Annotated in this window: 29 protein-coding genes and 1 tRNA gene; 10 read left to right on the forward strand and 20 right to left on the reverse strand. The window is 44.4% G+C overall.

What is annotated here, in order from left to right:
- Positions 1 to 232 precede the first annotated feature (232 nt).
- From H6849_02595 to H6849_02605, 3 genes are read right to left on the reverse strand one after another with little or no spacing between them, the layout of a single operon-like run.
- Positions 233 to 970 carry a hypothetical protein gene (locus tag H6849_02595; GenBank protein ID USO00976.1) on the reverse strand — a complete coding sequence of 246 codons (738 nt, stop codon included), beginning with the start codon at positions 968 to 970 and terminating at the stop codon, positions 233 to 235.
- Positions 971 to 1,019: 49 nt separating this feature from the next.
- Positions 1,020 to 1,775 (reverse strand): rRNA pseudouridine synthase, encoded by a 756-nt coding sequence (locus H6849_02600; GenBank protein USO00977.1) that lies wholly within the window; start codon positions 1,773 to 1,775, stop codon positions 1,020 to 1,022.
- Positions 1,772 to 2,503: a gamma-glutamyl-gamma-aminobutyrate hydrolase family protein gene (locus H6849_02605; GenBank protein ID USO00978.1), complete on the reverse strand. Its 732-nt coding sequence runs from the start codon at positions 2,501 to 2,503 to the stop codon at positions 1,772 to 1,774. The genes H6849_02600 and H6849_02605 overlap by 4 nt, the downstream gene beginning before the upstream one ends.
- A gap of 115 nt (positions 2,504 to 2,618) precedes the next feature.
- Between H6849_02605 and H6849_02610 the strand changes: the two genes are divergently transcribed.
- Positions 2,619 to 4,088 carry a hypothetical protein gene (locus H6849_02610; GenBank protein USO00979.1) on the forward strand — a complete coding sequence of 490 codons (1,470 nt, stop codon included), beginning with the start codon at positions 2,619 to 2,621 and terminating at the stop codon, positions 4,086 to 4,088.
- 121 nt (positions 4,089 to 4,209) lie between these two features.
- On the opposite strand, the gene rsmD is transcribed toward H6849_02610, so the two are convergent.
- The 3 genes from rsmD to hslV are packed head-to-tail and all read right to left on the reverse strand — an operon-like array spanning position 4,210 to position 6,662.
- Positions 4,210 to 4,776, reverse strand: coding sequence for a 16S rRNA (guanine(966)-N(2))-methyltransferase RsmD (gene rsmD / locus H6849_02615; GenBank protein USO00980.1), 567 nt, complete (start codon positions 4,774 to 4,776; stop codon positions 4,210 to 4,212).
- A 14-nt stretch (positions 4,777 to 4,790) separates the two neighbouring features.
- Positions 4,791 to 6,104 (reverse strand): ATP-dependent protease ATPase subunit HslU, encoded by a 1,314-nt coding sequence (gene hslU, locus H6849_02620; protein ID USO00981.1) that lies wholly within the window; start codon positions 6,102 to 6,104, stop codon positions 4,791 to 4,793.
- A 3-nt stretch (positions 6,105 to 6,107) separates the two neighbouring features.
- Positions 6,108 to 6,662 (reverse strand): ATP-dependent protease subunit HslV, encoded by a 555-nt coding sequence (gene hslV, locus H6849_02625; protein ID USO01909.1) that lies wholly within the window; start codon positions 6,660 to 6,662, stop codon positions 6,108 to 6,110.
- Between the two features lie 179 nt (positions 6,663 to 6,841).
- On the opposite strand from hslV, the gene H6849_02630 reads away from it, so the two are divergent.
- The 3 genes from H6849_02630 to H6849_02640 all read left to right on the forward strand — a co-directional run bounded on the left by H6849_02630 (position 6,842) and on the right by H6849_02640 (position 9,010).
- Positions 6,842 to 8,311, forward strand: coding sequence for an NTP/NDP exchange transporter (locus H6849_02630; GenBank protein ID USO00982.1), 1,470 nt, complete (start codon positions 6,842 to 6,844; stop codon positions 8,309 to 8,311).
- Between the two features lie 8 nt (positions 8,312 to 8,319).
- Positions 8,320 to 8,655: a histidine triad nucleotide-binding protein gene (locus tag H6849_02635; protein USO00983.1), complete on the forward strand. Its 336-nt coding sequence runs from the start codon at positions 8,320 to 8,322 to the stop codon at positions 8,653 to 8,655.
- A gap of 73 nt (positions 8,656 to 8,728) precedes the next feature.
- Positions 8,729 to 9,010: a DUF2312 domain-containing protein gene (locus H6849_02640; protein ID USO00984.1), complete on the forward strand. Its 282-nt coding sequence runs from the start codon at positions 8,729 to 8,731 to the stop codon at positions 9,008 to 9,010.
- 6 nt (positions 9,011 to 9,016) lie between these two features.
- Here the strand turns inward: H6849_02640 and H6849_02645 are convergent, their stop codons facing one another.
- The 6 genes from H6849_02645 to tatC form a co-directional block, all read right to left on the reverse strand.
- Positions 9,017 to 9,712, reverse strand: a complete 696-nt coding sequence (locus H6849_02645; GenBank protein USO00985.1) for a hypothetical protein — start codon at positions 9,710 to 9,712, stop codon at positions 9,017 to 9,019.
- A 75-nt stretch (positions 9,713 to 9,787) separates the two neighbouring features.
- The gene (locus tag H6849_02650; protein USO00986.1) at positions 9,788 to 10,507 is read right to left on the reverse strand and encodes a class I SAM-dependent methyltransferase; all 720 of its coding nucleotides are present in this window, start codon (positions 10,505 to 10,507) and stop codon (positions 9,788 to 9,790) included.
- Between the two features lie 111 nt (positions 10,508 to 10,618).
- A complete protein-coding gene (locus H6849_02655) occupies positions 10,619 to 11,563 on the reverse strand; it encodes a LysR family transcriptional regulator (protein ID USO00987.1) in 945 nt (314 codons plus the stop codon).
- A 94-nt stretch (positions 11,564 to 11,657) separates the two neighbouring features.
- Entirely contained in the window at positions 11,658 to 12,149 is a 492-nt protein-coding gene (locus H6849_02660) for a M23 family metallopeptidase (GenBank protein USO00988.1), read from the reverse strand.
- A 112-nt stretch (positions 12,150 to 12,261) separates the two neighbouring features.
- A complete protein-coding gene (gene serS, locus H6849_02665) occupies positions 12,262 to 13,548 on the reverse strand; it encodes a serine--tRNA ligase (GenBank protein ID USO00989.1) in 1,287 nt (428 codons plus the stop codon).
- Positions 13,541 to 14,293 carry a twin-arginine translocase subunit TatC gene (tatC, locus tag H6849_02670; GenBank protein USO00990.1) on the reverse strand — a complete coding sequence of 251 codons (753 nt, stop codon included), beginning with the start codon at positions 14,291 to 14,293 and terminating at the stop codon, positions 13,541 to 13,543. Before tatC ends, serS begins: the two co-directional genes overlap by 8 nt.
- A 105-nt stretch (positions 14,294 to 14,398) precedes the next feature.
- Between tatC and H6849_02675 the strand changes: the two genes are divergently transcribed.
- Positions 14,399 to 15,859, forward strand: coding sequence for a deoxyribodipyrimidine photo-lyase (locus H6849_02675; GenBank protein ID USO00991.1), 1,461 nt, complete (start codon positions 14,399 to 14,401; stop codon positions 15,857 to 15,859).
- Here the strand turns inward: H6849_02675 and H6849_02680 are convergent.
- From H6849_02680 to H6849_02695, 4 genes are all read right to left on the reverse strand, one after another.
- Positions 15,846 to 16,421, reverse strand: coding sequence for a hypothetical protein (locus H6849_02680; GenBank protein USO00992.1), 576 nt, complete (start codon positions 16,419 to 16,421; stop codon positions 15,846 to 15,848). The two genes, H6849_02675 and H6849_02680, sit on opposite strands and share 14 nt — an antisense overlap.
- A 186-nt stretch (positions 16,422 to 16,607) precedes the next feature.
- Positions 16,608 to 17,120, reverse strand: a complete 513-nt coding sequence (locus tag H6849_02685) for a demethoxyubiquinone hydroxylase family protein (GenBank protein ID USO00993.1) — start codon at positions 17,118 to 17,120, stop codon at positions 16,608 to 16,610.
- Between the two features lie 119 nt (positions 17,121 to 17,239).
- Positions 17,240 to 17,746, reverse strand: coding sequence for a disulfide bond formation protein B (locus tag H6849_02690; GenBank protein USO00994.1), 507 nt, complete (start codon positions 17,744 to 17,746; stop codon positions 17,240 to 17,242).
- A complete protein-coding gene (locus H6849_02695; protein USO00995.1) occupies positions 17,734 to 18,354 on the reverse strand; it encodes a DedA family protein in 621 nt (206 codons plus the stop codon). Before H6849_02695 ends, H6849_02690 begins: the two co-directional genes overlap by 13 nt.
- 99 nt (positions 18,355 to 18,453) lie before the next feature.
- Between H6849_02695 and H6849_02700 the strand changes: the two genes are divergently transcribed.
- Both H6849_02700 and H6849_02705 read left to right on the forward strand, forming a co-directional pair.
- Complete coding sequence (locus tag H6849_02700) at positions 18,454 to 18,711, forward strand: hypothetical protein (protein ID USO00996.1); 258 nt, start codon at positions 18,454 to 18,456, stop codon at positions 18,709 to 18,711.
- Positions 18,712 to 18,780: 69 nt separating this feature from the next.
- Positions 18,781 to 18,865, forward strand: a tRNA-Leu gene (locus H6849_02705).
- 54 nt (positions 18,866 to 18,919) lie between these two features.
- Here the strand turns inward: H6849_02705 and H6849_02710 are convergent.
- The 4 genes from H6849_02710 to H6849_02725 all read right to left on the reverse strand — a co-directional run bounded on the left by H6849_02710 (position 18,920) and on the right by H6849_02725 (position 22,278).
- Positions 18,920 to 19,126, reverse strand: coding sequence for a Trm112 family protein (locus H6849_02710; GenBank protein USO00997.1), 207 nt, complete (start codon positions 19,124 to 19,126; stop codon positions 18,920 to 18,922).
- Positions 19,127 to 19,137: 11 nt separating this feature from the next.
- The gene (locus H6849_02715; GenBank protein USO00998.1) at positions 19,138 to 19,845 is read right to left on the reverse strand and encodes an LON peptidase substrate-binding domain-containing protein; all 708 of its coding nucleotides are present in this window, start codon (positions 19,843 to 19,845) and stop codon (positions 19,138 to 19,140) included.
- A gap of 203 nt (positions 19,846 to 20,048) precedes the next feature.
- The gene (locus tag H6849_02720) at positions 20,049 to 21,770 is read right to left on the reverse strand and encodes a hypothetical protein (protein USO00999.1); all 1,722 of its coding nucleotides are present in this window, start codon (positions 21,768 to 21,770) and stop codon (positions 20,049 to 20,051) included.
- A 106-nt stretch (positions 21,771 to 21,876) separates the two neighbouring features.
- Entirely contained in the window at positions 21,877 to 22,278 is a 402-nt protein-coding gene (locus tag H6849_02725; GenBank protein ID USO01000.1) for a DUF721 domain-containing protein, read from the reverse strand.
- A 64-nt stretch (positions 22,279 to 22,342) separates the two neighbouring features.
- Here H6849_02725 and mutY point away from each other — a divergent pair, with 64 nt between their 5' ends.
- The 3 genes from mutY to H6849_02740 all read left to right on the forward strand — a co-directional run bounded on the left by mutY (position 22,343) and on the right by H6849_02740 (position 26,341).
- Positions 22,343 to 23,425: an A/G-specific adenine glycosylase gene (gene mutY / locus H6849_02730; GenBank protein USO01001.1), complete on the forward strand. Its 1,083-nt coding sequence runs from the start codon at positions 22,343 to 22,345 to the stop codon at positions 23,423 to 23,425.
- A 205-nt stretch (positions 23,426 to 23,630) separates the two neighbouring features.
- Positions 23,631 to 24,956 (forward strand): UDP-glucose/GDP-mannose dehydrogenase family protein, encoded by a 1,326-nt coding sequence (locus H6849_02735; GenBank protein USO01002.1) that lies wholly within the window; start codon positions 23,631 to 23,633, stop codon positions 24,954 to 24,956.
- A complete protein-coding gene (locus H6849_02740; GenBank protein ID USO01003.1) occupies positions 24,953 to 26,341 on the forward strand; it encodes a phosphomannomutase/phosphoglucomutase in 1,389 nt (462 codons plus the stop codon). The genes H6849_02735 and H6849_02740 overlap by 4 nt, the downstream gene beginning before the upstream one ends.
- Positions 26,342 to 26,823 lie beyond the last annotated feature (482 nt).

Below are 26,823 nucleotides of genomic sequence, written 5' to 3' on the forward strand. Positions count from 1 at the left end.
TTTCTATTTAAATATTAAAATATAATAGTATATTTTTTTAGTTTTTCAATAAAATATACTATCATCCTTAATATAAAAAATAAGAATATCGAGTCCTTGATAGGTGCAATGGAGGTGACAAATAGATCCAACGTGTAAAAAATGGCCCAGAATTTCCTGAAAGAGAACAGACAAGAAGCCTCCTTAAGGTAAGGAGGCTTCTTGTCTGTTCTCTTTTGTTTGGTAGATTTCGTTAAAGTTCCTCAGCGACCTCATCTTCAGTGTCTGGACTAAGAAGTGCACTTTCATCAGTGTCGCTGGCATCGGCGTCACCAGAGAGAAGGGCAAGGATGTCATCATCAATTCCGTCCTCAGAGACTGCTGTGCCACCAAATCCCTTTTCTATGCACAGATCTTTTGTTTTTTGGGCTCTGTCTGCGTGTGCCTTTGCTAAAGCCTGGGCCGTGCGCGCCGCTTTTATTCGTTCATTTACCACAAGTTGTACCTTCTGAACGGTTTCTGCGAGAGCTTTTTCGTCACTCTGGGCTTTGCGCGCTGCTGCTACGAGTTTTTTTGTCATAAGTTGAGCCTTCTGATGAGCCACTGTGTGAACCTTGAGGGCTTGCTGGGCCTTGCGTGCCGCTGCTATGTGGTTTTGTGCAGCTTGCCTTGATCCGTCGGCACTTTTCTGGGTTTGTGCCATGTTTTGCTTACAGGCGTTCTGTTGCTGCATTTTTTCGGATGATTTGTTTGTTGTGTCTGTCATAAAGTCACTATCGAGTCCCAGAAGGTCACTATCGAGTCCCAAAATATCATTTTTGGGTGCAGCCTCTGGCTCGTTGTTTGTGCTTTCTGCAGAGGATGACCCTTTAAAGGCACCAACGACCCTACCACTGCGTGCTGCTAGGCTTTCAAGCCAGTCTGCACAAATATCTGTGCTGTAGTAAGCACAAATAGACAAAATTACAAAAAATCTGAAATTCTTCTTCATAGAAAATCCTTCTTAGAAAATATATATTTGTTACGATATAATAAATATATTAATATTCCGCTAAATTATTTTGGTATTTCTGAAAAATTTTATAGAATTGCGTGTTGCCCTCTTGAGGACCTACCCTAATAAACCCACGGGGTTTGAGGGGTGCAAGTGTTATGCCACCATAGCTGATGCGTTTTAGTTTCAGAACGCGAAGCTTAAAAAAACTGAGAATATTTCGTATTTCACGGTTTTTACCCTCCGTCAAGGTAAACCGTACAATCCTCTGAGTGTTAGATGTGCTGGCGAGTATATTGCATACAGCAGGCTTGTAGTTCATTCCTTTCACACACACTCCTTTGTGAATGTGCTCACACATGTGTTTGGGAATTTCTCCCTGAACTGTTACATCATATATTCGTTCAATTGCGCTTGATGGGTGCATGAGTTCTTTAGCAAGATCGCCATTGTTTGTAAAAAGAATTAAGCCCTCCGACTCTAAATCCAAACGTCCAACGTTCATTATGTGTCCTAGATCAGGGGGGATATCCTGATGGATTGTTTTTCGTCCGTGGGTGTCTTTGTGGGTAGAAACGACACCGCGCGGTTTGTGGTATTTCCAAAGGTAAGTTTTGGTCTGGGGCGTGAGAGACTGCCCATCTACCTTTATTCCACTCTCATCACTGACGTTGTATGCGGGGGTGCGCACGGTCTCATCGTTGTGCGTAACGCGTCCTGCGTGGATGAGTTTTTCGGCATCTCTGCGTGAGCATATGCCTGCATTCGCAATAAGTTTCGCTATTCGTGCCTCTTTTTTCATTGGTTGCCCGCATACACACGTGTAGCCGCTACAAATCCGGCGATAATATGCTTGTCGTAGGGTGTTGCGTGAAATTCAGGATGCCATTGAACGCCAAGACAAAAAGGATGGCTGGGATATTCAATGGCTTCGATAATGCCGTCAGGGGCTCTTGCGGAAATAATTGTGTGGTTGCTTACTCCTTTAACTGCTTGGTGGTGACTGGTGTTGACATCAATTGTTGTTTGCCCAACCAAACGATGGAGCAATGTATTGGGGGCAATATGGATTTTATGGGCGGTATGGGCGGCATCATAGTTTTGTAAGTGCTCAAGAGCGTCGGGTACTTGGTCCGGGATGTGTTGAATGAGCGAGCCTCCTAAGACTACATTGAGAATCTGTTCTCCGCCACATATACCCAAAATGGGCATATCCCGTTTTAAGGCGCCCTCTAAAAGAGCCATTTCAAAATTTGTTCGCAGGGGTTTGAGACGTGCTTGAATCGCAGGGGTTAAAGGCTCGCCATAAAGCTCTGGGTTCACATCAAATGCTCCACCCGTTACAACAATGCCTGACAATATATCCAAATAATGAGGAACAGCAGCGATATCATGGGGAAGCGCAACGGTCGTCCCACCTGCCGTGATAAAGGAAGTTGTGTAGTTTTCCCGTAGAGCATACCAGGGATACCGTGAGTAGGTTGGATTTGTCTCAATGTCTAAACTTATGCCAATAATAGGTGTTTTCATGAGTTTGTATGTCTCCTGGAGTGTCTAAGGTGTAATTTTATCACATTAAGGCGCATGTTATAAATGCAAAAGACGCCTTAGTCTTGCTACCAAAAATAATATGTATTATGTGTAAATGAAATACGTAAAGGAGATTAATGTGTTTAAAAAAATGATAATGCAGGTAGCTGCACTAGGACTGGCGCTTGAAAGCGTGTATGCGGATCCGGGTTTTGTGGGAACTGATCCTCAGGGTTCTGAGAAAGCTGTCGAAAGTAAGCAAAAAAACAAAAGCAATGACGTGTTGAAGCAAGGTGCCCCAAAGCCTGAAAAAGATGGTGGTATGGACATTCGCCTTTATGGTAAGGCTACAGGAATTATGTATCATGCCAAAAACGCTAAGGATGCAAAGCTTCAAAACAATGGCAAGAAATCTAATCTTGGTGTTGCTATGGATGAGACAGCCTTTGGTCTCAAAATGCAAGGCGACACAGCAAAGTTTGGTGGCATGGAATGGGGAGCAAATGTTTCCTTAACCATGGACAAATACAGCGATAACGTTGTCAAAGATAGCTACATTTATCTGAGGAACATGGAGAAATGGGGTAACTTCCAGATTGGTAACTTTAAAGGTGTGGAGTATCGCGCGACGAATCAAGTGAAGGATACGCAAACAGGTACAGGGGGTCCTTTAGACAACTCTGATTACCAAAATGCTTTGTTCAATTTGGCATCCGGTGTGAATAATGTACAGCTTGATGCAAGAGGTTCTGTGGGTCGTGCCCTAAAAATCATGTGGAACTCCCCCGTGTTAAGCGGTTTCCAGCTTGGTCTTTCCTATACCCCGAATAGTACGGTAAAGGGATTTGGCACGATGAACAGTAATGCGCCCACTTCTAGTTCAACAGCTAATATTCACAGAGACCCTATTCACCCCGATCATAACAATATGTCCAAAAGTGTCCTGGCAACATCATTGACATGGGGTAGAACCCTTAGCAGTGGGGCTAAGGTTAGTCTTGGTGCGACGGTGATTAATGGGGCCGCACGAACATACTACTCGAAAGTAAACCAAATAAAGACCGGGACATACCAATACAACCCTGGTTTAATTAACCGTCACAAGATACAATCTTATGTTTTTGCTGCGGGTTTTGACTATAAGGGTATTGAGGCAGGTGTTCAGTACATCGAAAATGGTAAATCAGGCGAAGCCAAAGAATTCACTGGACGTAACGCCGGGCGTGGATATGCTGGTGGTTTAGGGTATAACTTTGGTGCTAACAAAATTGGCGTTGGCTACCACCATTTTGTACGTAAGAATGGAACAACTCCGTTACGGTATACGCCGGCAGTAAAGATCCCAGGTGGGCGCCCAGCGGCTCTGCGCAATAATCAATATCTTGGGAAATCCCATGCTGATACCGTTACAGCACAGTTTCAGCATGTGATTACTGATGGTTTGGCTACATTCTTTGAGTATGGTAATTTCCGTTCACGGACAAGTGAGGAAAACTTCCACCTTGCTCAAGAGCAAAATTACGCTACGGCTGTGCGCAAAAATCAGGCACATACGTTCCTTGTGGGTATTGGAATCTACTTCTAATCCGGACAAAGGCGTGTAAAAAAGGGATCTTTGGATCCCTTTTTTTATGCACGTAGTTCTGAAAAAAATCCTCTGTTTCCCAAAACTTTCTTATGCATAAAAAGTATATCAATCAGGACTATTAACCGAGATACCGCCCGATATGAATCACGGGTTTTCCATAAGAACGCTTAAATACGGTATGCATCCCGTCTGTCCAGGTGATCTCTTCATCGTGCGTGTGTTCAATGACTACGCGCGTATGCGTCCCAATCCAACCGTGTGCGACAAGATGAGTCAATGCGGATGTAAGTTGATCCTGATGGTAGGGTGGGTCAATAAAAACAACATCCATAGGTGTTTGTGTGACACAAAGCATTTGACACGCAACAGCCAAGATAGTTGTGCTATTTTCTACGCGAAGGTTCTTAGTGTTCTGCTGTAAGATTGTCACAACCTCGGGATGATTCTCACAAAATGTAACGTGAGAGGCCCCATTAGATAACATTTCAAAACCCACGGCTCCTGACCCTGCATAGGCATCAAGAACAAAAAGTCCCTCAAGAGTTTCAAAACATACACGAGGAGTATGCTTCAATATATTGATGATTGCTTCACGCACCCGGTTGGATGCTGGTCGTGTGATTGTTGCAGGAGGTATGATCAACGAACGGTTACGCCATTTTCCTGTAGTAATGCGCAATGCCATTAAGAAATGACCCCTTAGAGAATGAACTTTGACAAATCAATTTGCTTGACTAGAGAACCTACCCGTGTGCGCACCAATGCTGCATCAATGGTGTATGTTGATCCCTGCACGTCACTGGCGGTGAAATTAATTTCTTCAAGAAGTTTCTCCAATACTGTGTGGAGACGTCGTGCGCCAATATTTTCAACGTGTTGGTTCAGCTCAACGGAAATCATTGCAATTTCATGAATAGCATCCTTGGAAAACTCCAGAGCAACATTTTCGGTTTTCAAGAGGGCTGTATACTGCTCAATAAGACTGGACTCCGTTTCTGTTAAAATGCGAACAAAGTCATCGACACTTAATGGTGATAATTCTACGCGAATGGGAAGCCTTCCTTGTAATTCAGGAAGAAGATCTGAAGGTTTTGTGAGGTGAAAAGCCCCGGAGGTAATAAATAAAACATGATCTGTGCGCACAACGCCATGTTTTGTTGATACAGCTGTTCCCTCAATTAGAGGCAACAAATCGCGCTGAACTCCTTCGCGACTGACATCTCCGCCGGAACGCTCAGCGCGCGTTGTTATTTTGTCTATTTCGTCGATAAAAACAATCCCATGTTGTTCAACGCGGATGCGTGCATCATGGATAATGGCATCCCCATCAAGCATTTCCTCGGTGATTTGATCGATCAAAATGCGCCGTCCTTGCGCAACGGTTACGCGTCGTTTTTTCTTCGGCGGTGTGCCCATTCCTTTGAGAATATCCCCTAGGTTCATCATTCCCATCTGGGCTCCTGGCACGCCTGGAAGGTCCATCATACCCAGGGGGCTTTTAGGAGTTTCACTGACCTGAATATCAATCTCTTTATCTTCAAAGCCACCATCCGCCAGCCCCTTACGGAAGGCGTCTTGTGTGATTTCAGCACTCGTTACCCCAACAAGTGCCTTCAGGATCTCACTCTCGGCTTTTTCTTTGGCTACCTGTGATACCGCAGCCATGCGCTCAGCGCGTACCATAGTAATTGCCGTTTCTAAAAGATCACGAATAATCTGCTCAACATCACGGCCAACGTAACCAACTTCGGTAAACTTTGTGGCTTCAACCTTAATAAAAGGGGCGTTAACAAGTTTTGCAAGGCGCCGCGCAATTTCTGTTTTTCCTACACCTGTAGGGCCCAACATGAGAATATTTTTAGGAACAATTTCTTCTTGGAGGCTTGTTTCGACATGTTGTCGGCGCCAGCGATTTCTGAGGGCAACAGCCACTGCCCGCTTTGCTTCTTTTTGAGCAACAATGTGGCGATCAAGCTCACGAACAATTTCTTGAGGAGTAAGAGCAGTTTTCATGGTTTAAATCTTTTCAAGGCTAAGGTTATTGTTTGTGAAAACACAAATATCAGCAGCTATTTTCATGGCTCGGGTAACGATATCTTCGGCTGTCAATGATTCAATGGGATAGAGGGCGCGAGCGGCAGCAAGGGCATAAGGTCCTCCTGATCCAATACCTATTATGTCATCATCTGGCTCTAAAACATCGCCATTTCCAGTAAGAATCAGAGACACATCTTTGTTTGCAACAGCCATCATGGCCTCAAGTTTTCGCAGGTATTTATCCGTGCGCCAATCTTTGGTCATTTCCACACAGGCACGTTGGAGTTGATGAGGATACTGCTCAAGCTTTGCTTCTAACTTTTCAAAAAGAGCCAGAGCATCAGCTGTTGCCCCTGCGAAACCAGCAATTACGTGACCATCAGAAAGAAGCCGTACCTTGCATGCATTGGATTTGACTTTCATATTACCCATCGAAACCTGACCATCACTGGCTAAAACAACCTGATTGCCCTTGCGTACGGATAAGATAGTTGTGCCGTGCCACTCCATAGTATTTCCTTGCGTGTGTGTCATACTGTGCTGAAACATACAACATAATGAAGCAATGGCAAATATGTTGTTTCCCGTATGCGTGTCTGATTTGACAAAATCCTTGTGAAGCTCTGTTTTTCCTTGACCAGTGTGGCGCAATCCTGCATGTTCACTCCAAGCGAAAGCACGCTTTTGTGAAACATAACGATAGAGTAAATTACGTGCGCGATCTGCAGCAGGTTTTTTCCCGTATTAGGCAGTTTTTATGGCCAATTCGCCGGCATGAGCTTATAAAGTTTCTGCCTATGGCTGGAATGATGTTTTGCATACTGTTTAATTATACCGTTTTACGCAACACAAAGGACTCATTAGTGATTTCTTCGATGGGGACGTCTGTAATTCCCTTCATTAAGGGATTTGTTGTTCTTCCTGTCTCGATGTTATTTGTAGTTCTTTACTCAAAGCTTTGTAATACCCTTTCGCGTGGTGCTCTTTTCCATACTTTTACGGGTGTTTTTATTGTTTTTTTCTTTCTCTACAGTACGTACCTTTATCCGAACAGAAATCTTGTTCAGCCAGATGCTGCCACTATTGACGCTCTCAAGTTGGCGTATCCCCACCTGCAGCACGTATGGAGTTTGTATGAAAACTGGACATATACGGCTTTCTATGTTTTTGCGGAGCTATGGGGATCTGTATCTCTTGGACTCCTTTTTTGGCAGTTTGCTAATGAGGTGACGCATATTGAGGAGGCCAAACGTTTTTATGCGATGTTTGCTTTTCTAGGACATTTTGCCCTTATTATTGGCGGTTATGCTGTGCAAGCGCAGGTGGGGGCGGATTGTGATGCGCACTTCACCTTCATTTTTACAGCAGTTATCTTTTTTGCATTGGCTGCGAATGCTTTATATTGGTTTCTCAATCATTTTGTTGTGCACGAGCGTGTTTATGCAGACAGTGTAGTGGTCGTCAAAAAGCGTCCTAAGCTTTCGGTGCGTCAAAGTTTAAAAGAAATTATGCGCTCTAAATATTTGGGCCTTATTGGTGTGTTGGTCTTTTCATATAACTTTTCGATGAATCTGATTGGGCTGGTGTGGAAAACGCAGTTGAAGCTCCAGTTTCCTGATGTTCTAGCCCTCAACAATTTTATGGGCCAATATCAGTCGGTTGTGGGTCTGGTAACAGTACTGACCATCCCTTTTGTGAAAAGTATCGTGGAGCGCATGAGTTGGTATGTTGCTGCAATTATGACACCTCTAGTGCTCTTAGGTACGGGGATTTTATTCTTTTTCTTTGTTTTTCAGGGGCATTTAGTTGCTGATATGATTGATGATTTTGGTTTAACACCTGTATATGTAGCTGTTATTATTGGTGCCATTCAACAACTTCTTAGTAAAAGTTGTAAATACGCGCTTTTTGACCCGACGAAAGAAATGGCTTATATTCCCTTGGATGACGAGCTTAAATCGAAAGGAAAAGCAGCTGTCGATGTGTTCGGTATGAGTTTTAGCAAGGCTTTTGCAGGATATTTAACGGGGATTATGCTTGCAATCTTCGCAATCACAGACCTAATGATCATCGCGCCCTTTATGGCGATTATGATCATTGGAAGCATTTTTATATGGATGTGGGCCGTGAAGCGTTTGAGTATTCTTTACAAGAAGATCATTGACCGCGATCATGCGGCATAGGCGACCGCATGCCCTATGATACCCAGAACGTTTTTGGAAAAATTTTACGTGGAGAAATCCCTTGTACGCCCGTGTATGAGGATGAACATGTACTGGCTTTTCTAGATATTGCCCCCCAAGCCCCCGTGCATGTTTTGGTAATTCCTAAATGTGAGGCCATTTCCTTTGATGATTTTGTAACGAAACCACCATCTGATGTGATTGCCTTTTTTACCGCTGTACGCACCGTTGCCCATCACTTGGGGCTGCAGGAGTCTGGGTACCGTTTAGTAATGAACCATGGCGACGATGGTGGACAAGAAGTTGCGCATTTCCATGTCCATATCCTTGGCGGTAAAATATAAATAGGCTTAGATTTTTCTTGTGCTCACAGTGGTTTGTTACTAGGTTGTTATCCACAAGAAAAGGATTATGTACATGACAAAAGTCGGCGGTATTGCGGCTGATCATTTAAATCAATTGATTGCCCGTGTTGAAACACTTGAACAGGAAAAAGCCCAGCTGGCTGAGCACATCCGAGAAGTTTTTGCAGAGGCAAAACACAACGGTTTTGATGTCAAAACCTTGCGTCAGATTTTAAAGCTCCGCAAAATGGACAAAGATGAGCGCGATGAGCAGGAACACCTGCTTGAGCTTTATAAAGCAGCGCTTGGTATGCGTCCTTCATTAGATCAAGAAGCAGATTCTTTTGATGAATAAGGTGTTCTACTCATCGAAGGGCGACATATGCGCTTGGGCAAGGATGCCCACATAACGATCCAGTGCAACATCAAATTTTCTCCCGGCGTAACGAGAGTGTACGCTTTTGGGGGGTTTTACCCCTCCATCGCGGAGGCGCTTAGGTAACCGTTTTTCGTTTGCCAATTCCCCACAAAATTTTGTAGCAAAGTCCCCACTTGCGATTCCTTTGCGACGCGGAGAAAATCGCAGAAGGTTGTTTCTGGGGACTGTTTTAGGCTTTAGTCGCCGTATTATCTCCGTATAATGTTCTTTTTTTTCTTCTAAGCGCGACATAATCCCAGATAGCGTAAGTGTTTGGAGATCTGGGTTCTCCTTATGCTTTGGAACACGAGTGAATGAAAAACCTCCCCAGGTGCAAAGGCTGGCTAATTGATACGCAAGTGGTTGGGGGTCTTGTGTTTTGTCTATGAAAATATTTATCGCCACCGCATCAAGAAGTGTTTCATAGCTTGTCCCTCGCAAAATGCGTGCATAGCGATTGTACCGTTTTGCAAGTGTAGCATTTGTGGTGCTGTGGAGAACAGTTCTCAAGATGTAATCGGGTGAGCGCTTTTGAAAAAGCTGTGCAACCTCCTCTGTTTTTTTGTCATCATAACTAAGTGCTGATGCACAGAGGGAGAATAAAAGCGCGTCAGTCAAGAAAAGTATAAAAAAAATCACTGTGAGGCTTCCTCCTTGAATACGTCATAAAGATACCCCAAAAATTGCAACCTCATCAGGGTATTTTATGCGTTACTAAAAGTTATTTTTCTGTTGTATACGAGGTTTTTCAGCAACGATCCCAATATGTTCGCGCCCATCAAGGCTAATATCAAATTGCCCGTGAGGTGAGGGGATGTATCCAGAGCGAATAATCTTAAAATCAAGCCGTGTAAGCAGTGATTTTGCTTCAGGAAGGTCCATGAGATTAATATATGAAGGAAGCTGATGGGCTCTGTGGGGGGCATATTCGTGAATATTATTCATCACCCCAGGCCATTGTACTTGGTTTGAGCGTCGCGCTAGATAAACAGGGATAAAGCTTTCATAGATTTTAATAAAGGGGGTCGTGGAAATAAAATATAGCCGCCCCCCCGGTAAAAGCGCATCATAAAGATGTGCAAGCGCAAAGACCATACTATCCACGTCAAAAAAATGCAGAATACGAGAAACAATGATTGCTCCAAATGTATTGAGTGGCAGAGTAACGGTTTGTGGGAAATGACCAACATAGCTGTGTAGAAACTTGCGCATGTCAGGGGCTGTGTGTGATTGGATGTAATCAAGGTGTCCCTGATCGAGATCGATCACGGTCGTTTCTACACCAGCATTTACAACAGGCAGGCTTGCGATACCAAAAGCGGGGCCGATATCAGCAACGCGCTGGCAGTGGGCAATAGCATAAGTAATGAAATCCTGGGTAAATGGATCAGTGTGAGCAAACATGTGACCCATGGCATTCAGCGTAGGAATCATTCCATTTGAATCAATAGGTAGATCAGAACAATCTTGTTGGAGTATCAACTGTATGAAAAAGGATAAAATCTATATTCTACTTGTATAAAGCACAGTGGAAAAAATCAATGTCTATTCCTCTTGTGTTTGAACAATTTTTTCATTAACGATATTTGAGTAGCACTTTCTGCCATATTTTTCACGAAATTTGCCAATAAAGTAATCGCGAAACACCCGAACACAAGCAGATGTCTGCATGTGAAGAGGGTACATCATATAGGTTTGCACGATGGGCATTTGCACATCAGGCAGAACGCGCACAAGCGTTCCGTTGTGTAAATCGGGGTGCTCTTCTGATATTGTTGCAATACCATGGTGTTGGCGTGCCATCATCACTCGAATTTCGGGGTTATTTGCCTCAAAGTAGGGCTGACGTTTGTCTCCTTCGCGCAGACCTGCATACAAATGCCAATTCATCTTGTGAAAGGGATGATTTCCTTCGATACCAAAAGAAATCAGACTATGGCCATCTAACTCCTGAATGGTGCGGGGTGTTCCTTTCTTTTGAAGATATTCTGGGGATGCATACAGTGTAACTTCATTAGCCAAAAGATGGTGGTGGACCAAATTGTAACGATCCTGAACAAGTGGGCTAATTGACAGATCAAATTCAAGGATATTCCAATCGGGAGAATTGTTACGCGACTCAATTGAAAGGTGAATATCAGGATATTGCTTTAAGAATCCATCCAGAAGCGGAGCAAAGTACCCAGTGAAAAATCCTGTTGTAATAGCTACGCGCAACTGACCTTTTGGTTCATTGCTTTGGTGAATAGTTGATCGGGCACGCTCTGCTTGGTTATACATGCGCTGTACACAGCCAAAGAGTATCTCTCCTTCTTTTGTCAATACTAGTCCACGTTTTGTGCGAACAAAAAGACTGACGCCGGCCTGCTCTTCAAGCGTAATTATTTGACGGCTGACGGCAGATTGCGTGAGGTTGATCAGCTCTGCAGCTTTTGTGAAGCTGTTTGATCGCGTGACATGATAAAATGTTTTAAGCTTATCCCATTCCATATTGACATTTTTCCAAAATACCTCAGAATAATATACCACATATATAATTATAAGTAAATATAAATAATAAATTTATAATACAGTATAAATATACTCATTCTCTATAAATGTTTTTAGGCGAAATAATGTGATTGTTATGGCGAATCTCCAAATGTAGTTGCGGGCGTTTGGCTTTCCCTGTTTGCCCTGATTTTCCAAGAATCTGTCCTTTTTTCACAAGACTCCCAGTTGATACACTGACTGTGGATGCATGAGAATAGACACTGATCCATTCATTGGCGTGTCGAATAATAACAGTATTCCCAAGCTCGGGATCTGATCCTGCGTAAATGACAGCCCCACTTTCAATGGCGATAAAAGGTGTTCCTTTAGGTATAGTAATCAGAACACCATCAGTAGTAAAAACTTTGGACGCTCCTGCGTAGATGGATTTTTCAAGAGGATAGGCAAATTTTGCAGATATTACAGGGGTTTCTGTGTGTGATTTTAATGCGTCCGCAGGAGATGTGGTACTCTTAGAAATATCTGAAGATACTCTCATCTGTGCATCTTCGTTGTGTGTGGGCTCATTCACGGAGTGGGTCATTTGGTGTTTGGCCCGCCCAGGGCAGATTTCTACCGGAGCCCCTCCATCGTCACGGGCACACCCCCCACAGAACATGGGTATACAAAAAAAATACAAACAAAAAGAAAAGATTCTAACGATCGGCATGATTCTTTTTCGCATATAAAATAGGCTTCCGTGTGTAGGGGTGTAAAATTTCTGGGAGGTGGATATTGCCCTCCTCGTCTTGAAAGTTCTCAAGAATGGCGACAAGCGTACGGCCTACCGCCAAGCCTGAGCCATTGAGTGTGTGTACAAAAGCATTCTTTCCTTCAAAGGTTTTGTAGCGTGCGTTCATCCGACGGGCTTGATAGTCCGTGCATATGGAACAACTTGATATCTCTCGGTAGCGGTTTTCACTTGGAAGCCATACCTCAAGGTCATACGTTTTGTGTGCGGTGCCTCCTGTATCCCCCGCACAAAGAATCATCACGCGGTAGGAAAGACCAAGTTGCTGCAACAGTGTTTCCGCCGATTGGGTCATGCGTTCGTGTTCATTGATGCTTTCTTCCGGGGTTACAAGGGAAACAAGCTCAACTTTATGAAACTGGTGCTGACGAATCATGCCATGGGTGTCTTTTCCCGCAGAGCCTGCCTCCTGACGAAAACAGGGCGTATGAGCAACATACCGCTGGGGTAATGTGCTCTCGTCAACGATTTGGTCTCTCAGTAAGTTTGTCAAAGGAACTTCTCCTGTGGGAATCAGGTAATGGCCTGTTGTCGTTAGAAACTGATCATCAGCAAATTTGGGTAACTGTCCGGTGCCGAACAAGGCCTCTGGGCGGACCAGATAAGGAGGGCTAATTTCTGTATACCCATATTCATAAATATGGTGATCAATCATAAAATTGATCAAAGCACGCTCGAGAAGGGCGAGGTCACCCCGCAGTATCACAAAGCGTGCTCCAGACATTGCGCGCGCAGAAGAGAAATCTATTGCGCCGCTTGCCTCACCCAGGACGACATGTGACCGAGGAGTAAAAGTAAATTTCTTGGGCTCTCCCCATGTGCGGATACAGACATTATCCGTATCAGAGTTTCCAGCGGGCACGGTATCGCTCAGGACATTTGGTAGGCGGGCAAGCATGTCGTGGAGTACTGCTGCTTGTTTTTCACTCTCTTGTTGGATGGCAGGCAATGTGTCCTTGATGACATTGGCGCGGGCAACGAGCGCATCAGCCTCATCTCCGGCAGCTTTACGCCGGCCAATTTCTTTGGCGATAGTATTACGCTCGGCTTGAAGATCTTGGGCATGCGTTAATAATGCCCGATGTTTTTGATCGTGGGAAAGAATATCCGCTGCGACGGGTGCTATCCCCCTGCGTTCCATTTCCGCGTCGAAAGTTCCTGGGTTTTCACGAATGGTGCGAATGTCATGCATGTTTCTGTTTCCGTTTTATTTGACGTGCAATGATAATAATAGTTCCTTCGTACAGGGCGTAGACAGGAATGGCAAGGACAACCATACTCATTACATCAGGTGGTGTGAGTGCTGCTGAAAGAATCAAAATTATAAGAGCAGCCAAACGCCGGTATATACGAAAGTGTTGAGGGGTTATAATTCCTAATATTACCACTACATACATTACTACTGGAATTTGAAACGCCAAACCAAAAGCAAACATAATTTGAAGTGTAATATCAAGATAGCTTTCCATGCGGGCGATGAGTTCAAGACGAATAGGGCTTTGACTAATCTGCAGTGTTTCTTGGAACCCTGCAAAAAAAGAAAAGGCTTGGGGAAGAACAATAAAATAGGCAGAACACATGCCGATAGTGAACAAAAGAGGTGTAAGCCAGAACAGTGGCTTCAAGGTTCGTGCCTCATGGATTCGCAATCCTGGGGCCATAAATCCCCATAAACTATTCAGTGCATAGGGTGTTGTAATCAGTGCGCCGATGTTTATCCCGATACGCATGTAGGTTGTAAAGGCTTCAGTAATGTGGGTATAGATAAGCTGATTGGGGTGTACAGTGTGTGCAAAAGGTAACAGCAAGATATAAAAAAACTGAGGAGCAAAATACCATCCAGTGGCTGCTGACACACAAAAAACACCGCCTACGCGCAATAATCGCTGACGAAGTTCTATCAGGTGATAGGAAAGAGGGTGTTTGCGTTGATCCATGGGGGTTTTTTATATCACTCTTTGCAGTATATTCTAGATATATCTATTGAGAACGTCTAGATCTTGCGTTACTAAGGTTGGTATCTTTACCTATGTGATAGTCCCATGCGCGCACTTGTTTGGTTTCGTAATGACTTGCGTATCAACGACAATAAAGCGTTGAATGATGCAATTCTCTCAGGAAAGCCAGTTATTGGTATTTATATCCATGATACGCATGATAGTTGCCCGCAGAGTCTTTCTCCGCGTAAGCTTGGGGGGGCGGCGTCCTGGTTTCTCGATAAGGCCCTGCGGAGTTTCAAAGATGAGTTGCAGACTCGGCGCATTCCTCTGATTTGCAAACGTGGGAATCCTGAGATGGTATTAGCGGAGATATGTGAAGATTATCAGATCTCATCAGTGTTCTGGGGGAGACGCTATAGTCCGAAAGATATTCAACAGGATATTGCCATTAAAGCGCAACTCAACAAGCGTGGAATAACTGTTGCCAGTCGTTCTGGGTTTTTGCTGTATGAGCCGTGGGCAATAAAAAACAAGTCCTCAGGTCCCTTTAAAGTATTTACTCCTTTTTGGCGCACCTGCTTATCAAGCGTGGATTCCTGTGTGCAGCCTTTTGATTGTGAAAGGGGGGGCAATCAGGATGGGCTTGGGGAAATTCCCACAGGCTCTGTAGATGACCTGAGTCTCGTTCCGATGAAGGCTACGTGGACTCACACACTCGCTAAAAACTGGGATGTTAGCGAAAAGGCGGCCCAAACAAAACTTGAACAGTTTTGTTTGCAAGGGCTCAATGATTATGCACAGGCGCGGAATTTCCCGCATGTTCCACGTGGAACATCGCGTCTTTCTCCGTACTTAAGGTTTGGGCTTATCAGCCCTCGACAGTGCTGGTGGATGGCATCACAGCAGGGCCGTGGTTTATCATTGGAGCGATTTTTAGCAGAGCTTGGTTGGCGGGAATTTAGCTATCATTTGCTGTATCATATGCCTGATCTTTCCTGGAAAAATGTCAATCCACACTTCGATCACTTCCCTTGGAAAACATCAGACCCACAGCTTGCGTGCTGGCAACAAGGACGTACGGGAATACCTTTCATCGATGCCGGCATGCGGCAACTGTGGCAAACGGGATGGATGCACAACAGGGTGCGTATGGTTGTTGCCTCATTCTTGACAAAGCACATGAGAATTCATTGGCGGTGTGGCGAAGAATGGTTTTGGGATACACTTGTGGATGCTGATCCTGCCAGTAACGCCTCAGGATGGCAGTGGGTGGCAGGATCCGGAGCAGATGCCGCGCCGTATTTTCGGGTTTTTAATCCTGTTCTGCAAAGCCAGAAATTTGATCCCCAGGGGGATTATATTCGGGAATTTGTTCCAGAATTAGCATCGTTGAGTGCCACAGAAATTCACACGCCTCATCAGATTTCTCCTGAAATGCTCCGCAAAAAAGGGGTAACTTTAGGAGATAACTACCCCTTACCGGTGATTGATTTGCATCAAGGACGCTTGCAGGCGCTCTCCTCTTATGCACACATGAAAAGTACACAGCTTAGTCAGGAATGATTGCAGTGAGGGTAACTAAATTTCCCAGAGCAGAATCAGCCACTTCAGGCGACTGAGCAGCGGTGTGAATTCTTTGCTTTCCCGTTGCATCCTTATCGCCACACCACCCAAAAACAATGCGATGATTGTTGTATATCGATGTGCTTTTCTCTGCTTCTGGAAGCCAAAGAGAAAGGCAAAAATCCTCCGCTACGAGAGGTTTCGTACCCAAAACATAGAGTATGTTAATTGTTGAATCTGACACGCGTAGTTCATGGATTTCTTCAGATTTTCCGCGATAGGGAATGATAAATGCCCGTCCAACTTTATAGGAGACCTCATCTTTGATAATTTCTGATAGGCGAAGTGTTCGCACTTGTTCATATGTGCCATCAACAGCTGGCAATATGCAATCCTTTTCGCCAAGCCCCGAACTAAGGCGTACAGGAAGTGTTTCATCGTAAAAAATTTTTGTTTCAGAAGCATCAGAAGAAAATACCCCAGAAGCCGCGGATAAAAACAAGGCACACATGAGCAATCCTTTGTTCTTTTTGATTAAGTTATTGATTATAGTACTTTTCATTTTTTAGACACATAATAATATCCACCTATAGTGATTTTTAGAAAAAATTCAGTCAATTGTAATTTAAATTTTAAGAATTTTTACTTAAAAAACAGTTTCTCCTGTGTTATTTTGTCACTATATAAGTGAATATCAAGAGTGTTCCTTGCAATCAAATGGTACTATATATGCAAAAAATGAAGGGTGCTAAAGGCGCTTTGCTATTCCGACGCACGTTCTTGTTACTGTTTTGATAATTGCTGTGAGGGGGTAAAATCCCATCCATGTTTCTGCACCATACGTGATACCCTCCTGGCGGTGTTGCTCTTCTTCAGCGCAAAATGCAGTAATTTTTTCCCTCAGAGGATCGCATTCATCCAATTGAGCGATCTGTTCTTGATAGTGCTCCACGATAACCTCCTCAACTGCCACGGTGCAGGCCATCGCTGCTTTTTCTCCCAGAAAACCAGTGCAAATCCCTAAGGCAAAGCCGCCCCACTTCCATAGTGGCGTGAGAGCCGAAGGCCGCACGGCTTCGTCAGGTAAAATTACATTGAAAGCGTCAAGGTGTGCTTGTTCGTGGTCATGCATTTCATCAAGTATTGCACGTAGAGGCGTATCTTTTAGAACAGCCAGCTGCCCTTTGTAGATATGAATAGCACCAAGTTCTCCTGCATGATTCACTCGAAGATAAGCATGTCTAATGTTCTTATGCATCATGGATTTTTCTCCCTAGTGTTTGCGTCTGCACGTTAGTGTATCCAAAGGATAAAACAATACCCAGGGACTGTGTTATGAGGGTCAACATCTCTTTTTCTTGTAGAGCTGTGGTAATGCAATCAAGAGCCATTAAATCTGTATCGTATCCCTGCAAAAAAAGCCAAACCAATACTGATCAGTGCATTGTATGCTGCAAATGAAAGCCCAAAAATCAGAACCGATGGCCGGTCACAGCGCACAGCGGGGCGATCGAGAATTTTTGTGCGCAAGACTTCTAGTGATGGGGCACGTAAGGGGCGCGAACACTGTGCTGGCATAGAAAATATTTTTTCTTGCACACCAACGTGATAGCCTGCCAAAGCCCCGCTCGTAATATACAAAAGACATAGCAACAGCAAAGCCCCTGCATCCTTGCGACGAACCAACAGTAGCCCTGCAATTCCAATCCCAAAGTGCACATAGCGTTGATAGAGACATAGCTCACAGGGCAAAAGATTAAACAGGTATTCTGATAGCATTGATCCTACAAACATGATCCATGCAAACCCTGTAAGAACAGCCACACTCAAAGAATTTTGTCGCATCCACAAGGGGATGTACGTGCGGATTTTTCCTAAAATAGCCATTTGATAATAACAAAACCAAGAAATAAACTCGCAACCATTATAGTCGTGATTGCAACAAGGTGTCTATCGAGAATTGTTCGTACATAGTCACCAAAGTAGTATAGCCCTACGGTGACATAAGTGAATCGCACCCCTCGCGCGATAACTGACGCCACCGTAAACGTGAGTAAGTCTACCTTTGCAACACCACTGGCGATGGTTACAAGTTTATAGGGAATGGGGGTTATACCTTTGACAGCAATTGCCCAAAAGGCCCACTCATTAAGTTTGTCTGTGGCATTGGTGAATGATTCTTCGAGTCCATAAAAGGTGATAATTGATTCCCCTACAGAGGTGTAAAGAAGATATCCAATCAGGTATCCCAGGAACCCACCAAGTACGGAAGTGACTGTGCATACACAAGCATACCACCAAGCACAGTTGGGGCGCTGGAGGGTCATGACTATGAGAAGAGGATCAGGAGGAAAGGGAAAAAACGAACTTTCAACAAATGATATTACACCCAAGTACCATACCGCATGCGGATGGTTTGCCTTGGACATCATCCAGTGGTATCCCCGATGAAGAAGGGTATGCTGGGGTGTATTTTTGGTATGGCTTAGTTTCATGCACACTTTTTTTGTGAATAGTGATTGGTAGCATCTTATTTGTTCCTTACCAAGAAAGAAAAGAGTGCTCCTTGATAGAGCTGTTGGGGGTTTTTTCTTATGCGTGCGAAGCGTCTCCCCATAACCAATGCAAAAACCGTACACCATTATGTCAGTTTACCCATCCTGACGAATGTTGTGTTTCCCACGTTGCCGATAATACTCACTTGCGAACATACGATTTATGCGTGGATTGATAGCATACAAGAATATGCGTGGCATCCTGGCTATAGGGCTCTTGCGCGGGATATTTTTGTCTGCACACACAACGAAGGATTACGCGCTAATGATCCAGAGAAAATAGCCCTTACGCTGTAAGGTGTGTGTCTGCAGCTTGTCTTTTTTCTTGACGAAAAAGAAGATCCGACTAATATGCACTGGATACGTGCCCCTGTGGCGGAATCGGTAGACGCGGCAGACTCAAAATCTGTTATCTTCGGATGTGGGAGTTCGAGTCTCCCCGGGGGCACCACGTATCCCAATTTTTCTAAACTTTTTCCCGTTTTTCTTAAGAATCCTATGCGTTCTAGGTATTTTGTTTCCTGCGCTCTGGATGGGTTTCCAACTTTCGCGCTTCTTCAGGAAGCATAACTGGAATTCCATCACGGATGGGGTAGGCAAGATTAGCCGACTGACTAATGAGTTCGTTAGTTTCAGGATCATACACAAGAGCTTTGCGCGTCACGGGGCAAACAAGTACCCGGGTTAGTTCTGAGGGGTGAAGATCAGGCATGGAAGTTCCTTTTAGTGGCGCGTAATGTGTGTGCCTGGTTGGTTAACCTCGAGCAGTGTGGTGACTAATGAACAGCGCTCATCAGTGCTTTTTGACTCCAGCAAGGCCTGTTTTTCCCCTGCATTAAAGTTTGATGACTGAACAAGGCTAGTGATAATTTTATTTGATGGCGCGTGAAACAAATCATCCAGAACTTCATGGTCGTCATTATAAAGCTCTGGGTGCTTTGTTAGTGTTGATAGGAGGTTTCCATGACTTGATGGTGGATCATTCGGATGAAACGTATCTGCTTCAAATGCATCGTAGCACACATGATACAAATGACGGTTGGGTGTAAGGTAGGGTGTGCTAATTTGAAAACGACAAACGCCTTGGAGAATCACAAGCACTCCTTCATCAGAATCATGAAAGCCCTGGATTGTTGCTACACACCCTGTCTGAAAAATGGGTATCCGTACTTGCCCACGTACTGTGGCGTGTATGCGCAACCCCTGCCTTGTGACTGAAGAACGTTCTTGTACGATGCCTATAAGCTTGCTGCGTGTGCGCAGTGCCCGATTAAAGACTCGCATATCCCGATCAGTATAAAGCATCAAAGACACAGTCCCATAAGGAAGAATAAGCGTATTAACAACACCGAGTATCGGCAATGTTTTGGCAAGAGAGACTGTCTCCGCCATAAGTATACGGTTGGAAGGGGCATATGTGTAGTGTTTCATGAGTATTGATATACACTTTCCTCCCAAGAATACAAGTGCGTAAGCGAAAGAAAACAGAACGGGAGGTATGCGTGTGACTCTGTCATTTGCTTTCACACAACTTGTACAAGGATACAATTATCGTTTGAATGAAAATTTCCATTTGGGCCACGAAAGTACCAGAAACGCTTCCCCTTTCTAAAAAATGAAAGGGGCGTAACTACCTAAAAGGACCACTTACCCTTTAAGGCAACAAACAGCTTTTTCTTATGTGTATCGTTTAATGTTTTGCGTTTGAGGGGAATAGCATACTCCATGTCCAAAGTAATGTCTTTCAAGATTGGATAGGTTATACCAAAACCTGTTGCACTGATGCCCTCCTTGTGATGGATTTTCCCGGATTTATCCTTAATGTTTCCGTATGCGTAGTAAGCGTAGAGCATGTCACGATACACACCTCGAATACATGTTTTATAACCACTTTGGCCATTTATTGGTGAGTTTTTATAAGCATTTTCGGTGTTGTTTGATCCAAAAGAGTAGTTTTGTGCTGGGCCTGGGCGACCATTGGCAAATTGCATTTCAAAGGCGGGGATAACTTTAAATTCTTTTGTAAGCTCATGGATGCGTGAAATATCAATATTCACCGCCCGCGCACTTAAATTATTGTCTGAAGAAAGACTTGTTTTGTCCTGCCCCATATGCAAGCCTTGTGTGTAGGTAAGGTTAATAATATTTGTACCACTCCATTCATCACGACGCACATAGCGTGTAAGTACTTGAAGTTCCGTGCGATAGGTGTTGTTCTTTACTTGGTTGTTGTGATAGGAGTTTTTATTTTCAAAAAATGAAATTTTTGGCATTATAAAAAGACGCTCTTTGACGGTCGTAATAAGCGGCTTGATAAGGTAGGTGGAAATATTGCGGCTGTCGATGTTGTGATTGCTGAGCTCCGCATCACCGCCGGGATTGATCTCTGAGATATTGAGTGCAACCCCCGCGCGCGTATCGGTTACCCCCCAAAAACGATTATAATCAAAACCGCCGTAGGAAAATTGCTGGGCTTTCCGCGCAATTCCCCCAAACAATGTGAGATTATCGTGTGCCACGAATGTATTGCTATGGGTGTAAGAAAGACGGGTGTTCCATGGCCCCATTCTTTTGTTCAAATTGTTGCTTACATCCGCGTGAACAACATTTACCTTATTTTTGACGAGCTTGACGAGAACGCCAAGATTCGTTTCATTTGTGAGGGGCACGAAGTTTATGTGACATTTGTTGTAAGCGGGTAATTCACGCAAACGAATCATGACTTCTTCAAAATCGCCGCGCGTGAGGGGATTTTGTGAAAATATGTTCTCCAGAATTTCCTGGGCTTCACGAGTAAACATTTCTTGCTCGCCGGTAATAAAAATTTTTTCAACATGAAGATGCTTTATATCAACCGAAAATCCCTGCGGTGTCGCTGTTGTGGCAACAACTGCCTTATCTAAGTCGATGGATTGTAGGTACTGAACAACCAAGCGTCGGAGTGTTTCTTCATCGATCTTTTGTGAAGAATCGTGGTTATCAGCAACATACTTCTCCAGAGAAGCTAATCGATTGCCAGGTAGATTGGCAACAGCAACTGAAATTTCTTGATTGTGTGAAAGCACTGGGAAGCTGGTTGTTGGCTGTGCATATGTGGGGTAAGGATTCACAAGTTCTTTAAAGCTTTCATGGCTCAGTTTTTCTATTCTTCTTGCTCCTGTTTCCTGGATAATTTTTTGCTTGATTGTCGCAACCAGAGACTTGGGAAGGTTTCTTTCTCGTTCCTCTGTTTTTTTATCGCTAGTTCCTTTGTAATCCTTGAGAATTTGCTCTTTGGTACTTTGTGGAAGGGTAAGAGCGTTGACTGGCTCATGCAGCAGTGTAAAAACAAGAACATAAAAAAATATTTTTCGCATATTTTGATTTCTAAGTTTTTAATTTTATTAGTAATTGTTTCAAGTACTTATAAAAATAAAGTTAATTTTTTTGTTTATGATCAAAAAATCACGATCAAATTTTCACCTATTTTTTTATCACGAGATGTTTCTCCAAGCTTGCTAAGGCATCCTCAAGAGTTTTAGCGCGCGGGGCAGTTTTTGTGGCTTTCGGGACGGCAGAGGCACTAACGGGAGCCATAAACGTTTTGATGACCTTGATGCGCACGATTTGATCAGCACCGGCAAGAGCTGTGATGCGCTCAAGAATTTGCGGTTCGTGATACTGAATATGGAGAGCGGTGTTGCTATCAGCATGCACGATAAGAGTGCCCCCAGGCGTTTTAGTGATGGTGTGTGGTGTCACTTTTCCCGCAAATGGACCTAAGATATGATCCCAATTTTGCCATATCAGGACTTGCTTAGAGTCACTTCCTTTAAGGGATGATCGTGCAATTTTGGGCACAAGTTGTGCGAGAGATTTGCTCACGGGACTTACTTATTAATATCTGTTATGTACATTGTAACATTTACCTTACTCGAAATGACCTGTCATGATAAACAACATATTTTCCCACACGTTATTGCGGTGGTATGACGCCTATAAGCGAACAATGCCCTGGCGCTATGGTTCTCCTGATCCTTATCACGTTTGGCTAAGCGAAATTATGTTGCAGCAAACAACGGTGTCGACTGTGCGATCGTACTTTGAGCGATTCATTGATAAGTGGCCGACAGTGCAAGAGTTAGCACAGGCGACTCAGGACGATGTGCTGCATATGTGGCAGGGCTTGGGATATTATGCGCGTGCGCGAAACTTACATGCATGTGCCCGCATTATTGTGTCTCAATACGGGGGCGTTTTCCCCTGTACATCTCATGAGCTAACGAAGCTCCCTGGAATCGGATCCTATGCTTCCGCAGCGATTGCAGCCATTGCCTTTGGTGAGCCTGTGGCGGTTGTTGATGGAAATATTGTCCGGGTGATGGCCCGAGTGGCCAGTATTCCTGGGGTTTTTCCTAAAAATCGTGCAGCTATTGTTACTGCTTACGAAAAGCGCTTTGATCTCAGGCGTCCAGGAGATTTTGCTCAAGCACTGATGGATATGTCCCAAATGATTTGTACCCCCCGCAACCCTGATTGTGACCGATGCCCTGTAAGTGATCAGTGCGCATCATTTGTATCAGAAACAGTGACGTTATATCCGCAACGCGCGTTAAAAAAAAATGTGCCACGACGCATCTGCACAGCTCTTATTGTGACGGATGAACAAGGGCGAATATTTTTACAAAAACGCCCAGCAAGGGGTCTTCTTGGGGGGCTGTATGAGGTCCCCACGATTCCCCGCTGGGATCAAGCAGAAAAAAACACAAAAGATCTCCATAATTCTTGGGTTTCCTCACAAGAAGAGGTCCGTTCTCTTGTGTCCCCTCTTACATATGGCACTGGCTTTGGCTCTGTAGAGCACACCTTTAGTCATTTGCGTCTTACTTTGCATGTGGTGAGTGTCCCTAAATCTCTTTCGCCGCTCACTGTAAGTGAGGGTGTATGGGTGTTTGCAGAGGACATTAAAAATTATGCTCTTTCACGGTTAATGCAAAAGGTCTTAGCCAAAAAGAATACACCAATACCGTAGGCTTCATTCGTTGCCGGAAATAATAGCGCCAGAGCTTTTGGCATTGGGATGGCCGCCATCGATGCCCTTTATTTTGCAGAAGAGCGAATAGAGGTGCCCTATTAATAGAGCTTGTTCCCTAATGAGGATGGGTATATGCAAACTAATGCTTGTGTTTGAACGGGGTTTTTACTATAAAACAAAAGCGTTTTGAGCGAGGTTTTTGATGAATATTGCGGTCGTTGGCACAGGGTATGTGGGACTGGTTTCAGGTGCCTGTTTTGCTGAATTTGGATTTCACGTTACGTGTCTTGATAAAAATACAGAAAAAATTGCTGACTTGAATAAGGGAATTATTCCTATTTACGAGCCAGGTCTTGACACTATGGTCACAGAAAATATGCGATGTGGGAGACTTTCCTTTGTAACAGATGTGAAGACAGCTGTGCGTTCGGCTCAGGTGGTGCTGATTGCTGTGGGCACGCCCACGCGTCGCGGCGATGGTCACGCAGACTTAAGCTATCTCTTTCAGGCCATTGAAGAAATTGTCCCTTTAGTGGGTCCTAAGACCCTGCTTGTGACCAAATCCACGGTACCGGTGGGAACAGGACAGAACATTCGAAGGTTTATTGATGCGCGTTTCCCCAACGCAGATGTTGAGATTGCTTCAAATCCAGAGTTTCTGCGTGAAGGTGCTGCAATTACTGATTTTATGCACCCTGATCGCGTTGTTGTGGGCGTTGAGTCAACCCATGGAGAAACGCTGTTGCGCCAGTTGTATCGACCGTTGTTTTTGAATGAGACACCCATCGTGGTGACAACACTTGAGTCATCAGAAATGATTAAGTATGCTGCTAATGCATTTCTAGCCACGAAAATTAGCTTTATTAATCAGATTGCAAACCTTTGTGAACACACAGACGCTGATGTGCAGGTTGTCTCACACGGGATTGGTCTTGATAAGCGTATTGGCCGGTATTTTTTGCATGCGGGCCCTGGTTATGGGGGGTCGTGTTTTCCTAAAGATACTCTTGCTTTGCTACAGACAGCCAAAGACAGAGGGGTGGAAATGTCCATTGTAGAGACCGTTGCGCGCGCTAACACTGAACGAAAAACCATGATGGCTCAGCGCGTGATAGATGCTTGTGGCGAGGGTGCAAAGGGTAAAAAAATTGGCGTTCTTGGGGTGACGTTTAAACCAAACACCGATGATATGCGGGATAGCCCGAGCTTGGTTATTATTCCGGCTCTTCTCAATCAAGGAGCAGAGGTAGCTGTTTCTGATCCAAAAGGACGTAAAGAAGGCCAGGCACTTTTGCCTGGTGTTACTTGGTGTTCCAACCCCTATGATGTGGCTGTAGACGCAGATGTCGTTGTCATTCTTACGGAGTGGAATGAGTTTCGTGCCCTCGATATGAAGCGCTTTGTTGGCTTGATGCGTTCTCCCACCATTGTTGACTTGCGTAATGTTTATTCGCTGGCAGAAATGGAAGCAGCAGGTGCACACTATATTTCCATTGGGCGTAAAGCCTTCAGAAAGACCCCTGCATGAGTCATGCTTTTGATACACGCATTTTAAAGCCCTATGATATTCGTGGGATATACGGTGAGAATTTAGGTGAAGCGGATGCTTATGCTGTGGGGCAGTGTTTTGGAACAATCCTGCGTGATAGGGGAGAGGCCCGCGTCTGTGTGGGGCGTGATGGAAGAGAAAGTTCCCCAACCCTTGAGAAGAATCTGATTCAAGGCCTAGTGGCCTGCGGGCTTGATGTGCTTAATGTAGGTTTGGTTCCCACTCCGGCTGTATATTTTTCGGAACAGCATTTCGCAGCAGGGGGAGCAATTATGATTACTGCCTCCCATAATCCTGCTGATCACAATGGTTTTAAGATGACCTTGGGCCAACGCTCATTCTATGGTGACGATATTCAACGATTTGCACAATTAGCAAAAACAGGAATGTTTGCGGTTGGTGCGGGAACGGTCACGACTATGCCCATCTTTGACCCCTATGTGCAGCAATTGTATGAGAAATATACAAGCCGTTACGCTGATGTACGCCCCCTAACGGTCGTTTGGGATTGTGGTAATGGTGCTGCTGGTGACGTTGTGCAGGCCCTGGTTGCCAAGCTTCCTGGAACCCACACGGTGCTGAATGCGGTGATTGATGGCACGTTCCCAGCACATCACCCAGATCCTGTACGACCGGAAAACATGGTGCAGCTTCAAGAGGAGGTGCTTGCACGGGCGGCAGATTTGGGCGTAGCCTTTGATGGCGACGGTGATCGCATCGGTATTGTTGATGATAAGGGGCGCATGTTTTATGGGGATCAGTTGCTCCAGCTTCTCGCTCAAGAAGTGCTCAAAAATAACCCTGGAGCTCTTATTGTGGCGGATGTAAAAGCCAGTCAAATGTGTTTTGATTCCATTGAGGCAGCTGGGGGAAAGGCACGTATGTGTCGTACGGGTCATGCTTTTGTCAAACAAATGATCAAGGAAAGTGGGGCACTGCTCGCAGGTGAAATGAGTGGTCACATGTTTTTTGCGGATGATTATTATGGATTTGATGACGCTCTCTACGCGGCATTGCGCTGCATGGGGTGTGTCGCCAATCTTTCAACACCCCTTTCGCACTGGTATGATGGCCTTCCAAAAATATACAATACTCCGGAGCTTTCCGTTGCTTGTTCTTACGAACGGAAGTACGAAATTGTACGCAGGGTTGCTCAGTACATGAAACAGGGAACAGCCCGGATTATTGATATTGATGGTGTGCGCGCTGTATATCCCGATGGATGGTGGTTGTTGCGCGCTTCGAATACATCCGACAAAATTGTGGCTCGAATTGAGGCGAAAGATGATATGACGCTGCAGTCTTTGCGCAAAGAAGTGAATCAATATATAAACGATCAAGGCATTCACGAGGCGCTCACATAGTATCTCTGGGAGTGGGGTGCGGAGGATTTCTGATCCGTAATGATGGGAATTTCTGCCATGATCCTGTGGTTGATTATCGGGCGCTAGTTCATGATAGGCGGGCTGAGGTGCTGCTGGATGTCCCCTTTTTGATCACCAGGCTACCCCTTCTTTTTATATTGTCTCTTAAACATGAAGAACAAGAAATTTGGCCCAGGCATGTTCTAACCATTGGTCATGATTGCTGACAATTTTTAGAATAACTTCTTTTTCCGAAGTAGGATCAATAGCGTAATTTAATATTTCGAAAAGGTTTTCACATTTTTTAGGATAATACTTTGAAGATAGAGCGTACGGATTTTTCTAATCAAACAACCAGCATGGCCTGAGTAGGTTTAAGAATGATCACTAAATCAATATCTGACTTTTTCGTATAGATACCATGAAGCATGCACTATCGGATGTAGGAAGAAAATAATGATAGTCTAAAGAATTTGGAAATA

The organism is Alphaproteobacteria bacterium (assembly GCA_023898725.1).
Classification (GTDB): Bacteria; Pseudomonadota; Alphaproteobacteria; order JAUHZC01; family JAUHZC01.

Coding starts and splice junctions, on each gene's coding strand:
- H6849_02660 (USO00988.1), bottom strand. CDS start 12,149: ATGACCCACTCCGTGAATGAGCCCACACACAACGAAGATGCACAGATG.
- H6849_02600 (USO00977.1), bottom strand. CDS start 1,775: ATGAAAAAAGAGGCACGAATAGCGAAACTTATTGCGAATGCAGGCATA.
- H6849_02610 (USO00979.1), top strand. CDS start 2,619: ATGAAATACGTAAAGGAGATTAATGTGTTTAAAAAAATGATAATGCAG.
- rsmD (USO00980.1), bottom strand. CDS start 4,776: ATGGCATTGCGCATTACTACAGGAAAATGGCGTAACCGTTCGTTGATC.
- tatC (USO00990.1), bottom strand. CDS start 14,293: ATGGATCAACGCAAACACCCTCTTTCCTATCACCTGATAGAACTTCGT.
- mutY (USO01001.1), top strand. CDS start 22,343: ATGATAAACAACATATTTTCCCACACGTTATTGCGGTGGTATGACGCC.
- H6849_02680 (USO00992.1), bottom strand. CDS start 16,421: ATGAAAAGTACTATAATCAATAACTTAATCAAAAAGAACAAAGGATTG.
- H6849_02715 (USO00998.1), bottom strand. CDS start 19,845: ATGAAACACTACACATATGCCCCTTCCAACCGTATACTTATGGCGGAG.
- hslV (USO01909.1), bottom strand. CDS start 6,662: ATGACACACACGCAAGGAAATACTATGGAGTGGCACGGCACAACTATC.
- H6849_02675 (USO00991.1), top strand. CDS start 14,399: ATGCGCGCACTTGTTTGGTTTCGTAATGACTTGCGTATCAACGACAAT.
- H6849_02635 (USO00983.1), top strand. CDS start 8,320: ATGCCCTATGATACCCAGAACGTTTTTGGAAAAATTTTACGTGGAGAA.
- H6849_02735 (USO01002.1), top strand. CDS start 23,631: ATGAATATTGCGGTCGTTGGCACAGGGTATGTGGGACTGGTTTCAGGT.
- H6849_02695 (USO00995.1), bottom strand. CDS start 18,354: ATGAAACTAAGCCATACCAAAAATACACCCCAGCATACCCTTCTTCAT.
- hslU (USO00981.1), bottom strand. CDS start 6,104: ATGAAAACTGCTCTTACTCCTCAAGAAATTGTTCGTGAGCTTGATCGC.
- H6849_02655 (USO00987.1), bottom strand. CDS start 11,563: ATGGAATGGGATAAGCTTAAAACATTTTATCATGTCACGCGATCAAAC.
- H6849_02690 (USO00994.1), bottom strand. CDS start 17,746: ATGGCTATTTTAGGAAAAATCCGCACGTACATCCCCTTGTGGATGCGA.
- serS (USO00989.1), bottom strand. CDS start 13,548: ATGCATGACATTCGCACCATTCGTGAAAACCCAGGAACTTTCGACGCG.
- H6849_02720 (USO00999.1), bottom strand. CDS start 21,770: ATGCGAAAAATATTTTTTTATGTTCTTGTTTTTACACTGCTGCATGAG.
- H6849_02605 (USO00978.1), bottom strand. CDS start 2,503: ATGAAAACACCTATTATTGGCATAAGTTTAGACATTGAGACAAATCCA.
- H6849_02700 (USO00996.1), top strand. CDS start 18,454: ATGCGTGCGAAGCGTCTCCCCATAACCAATGCAAAAACCGTACACCAT.
- H6849_02710 (USO00997.1), bottom strand. CDS start 19,126: ATGCCTGATCTTCACCCCTCAGAACTAACCCGGGTACTTGTTTGCCCC.
- H6849_02685 (USO00993.1), bottom strand. CDS start 17,120: ATGATGCATAAGAACATTAGACATGCTTATCTTCGAGTGAATCATGCA.
- H6849_02595 (USO00976.1), bottom strand. CDS start 970: ATGAAGAAGAATTTCAGATTTTTTGTAATTTTGTCTATTTGTGCTTAC.
- H6849_02640 (USO00984.1), top strand. CDS start 8,729: ATGACAAAAGTCGGCGGTATTGCGGCTGATCATTTAAATCAATTGATT.
- H6849_02740 (USO01003.1), top strand. CDS start 24,953: ATGAGTCATGCTTTTGATACACGCATTTTAAAGCCCTATGATATTCGT.
- H6849_02650 (USO00986.1), bottom strand. CDS start 10,507: ATGATTCCTACGCTGAATGCCATGGGTCACATGTTTGCTCACACTGAT.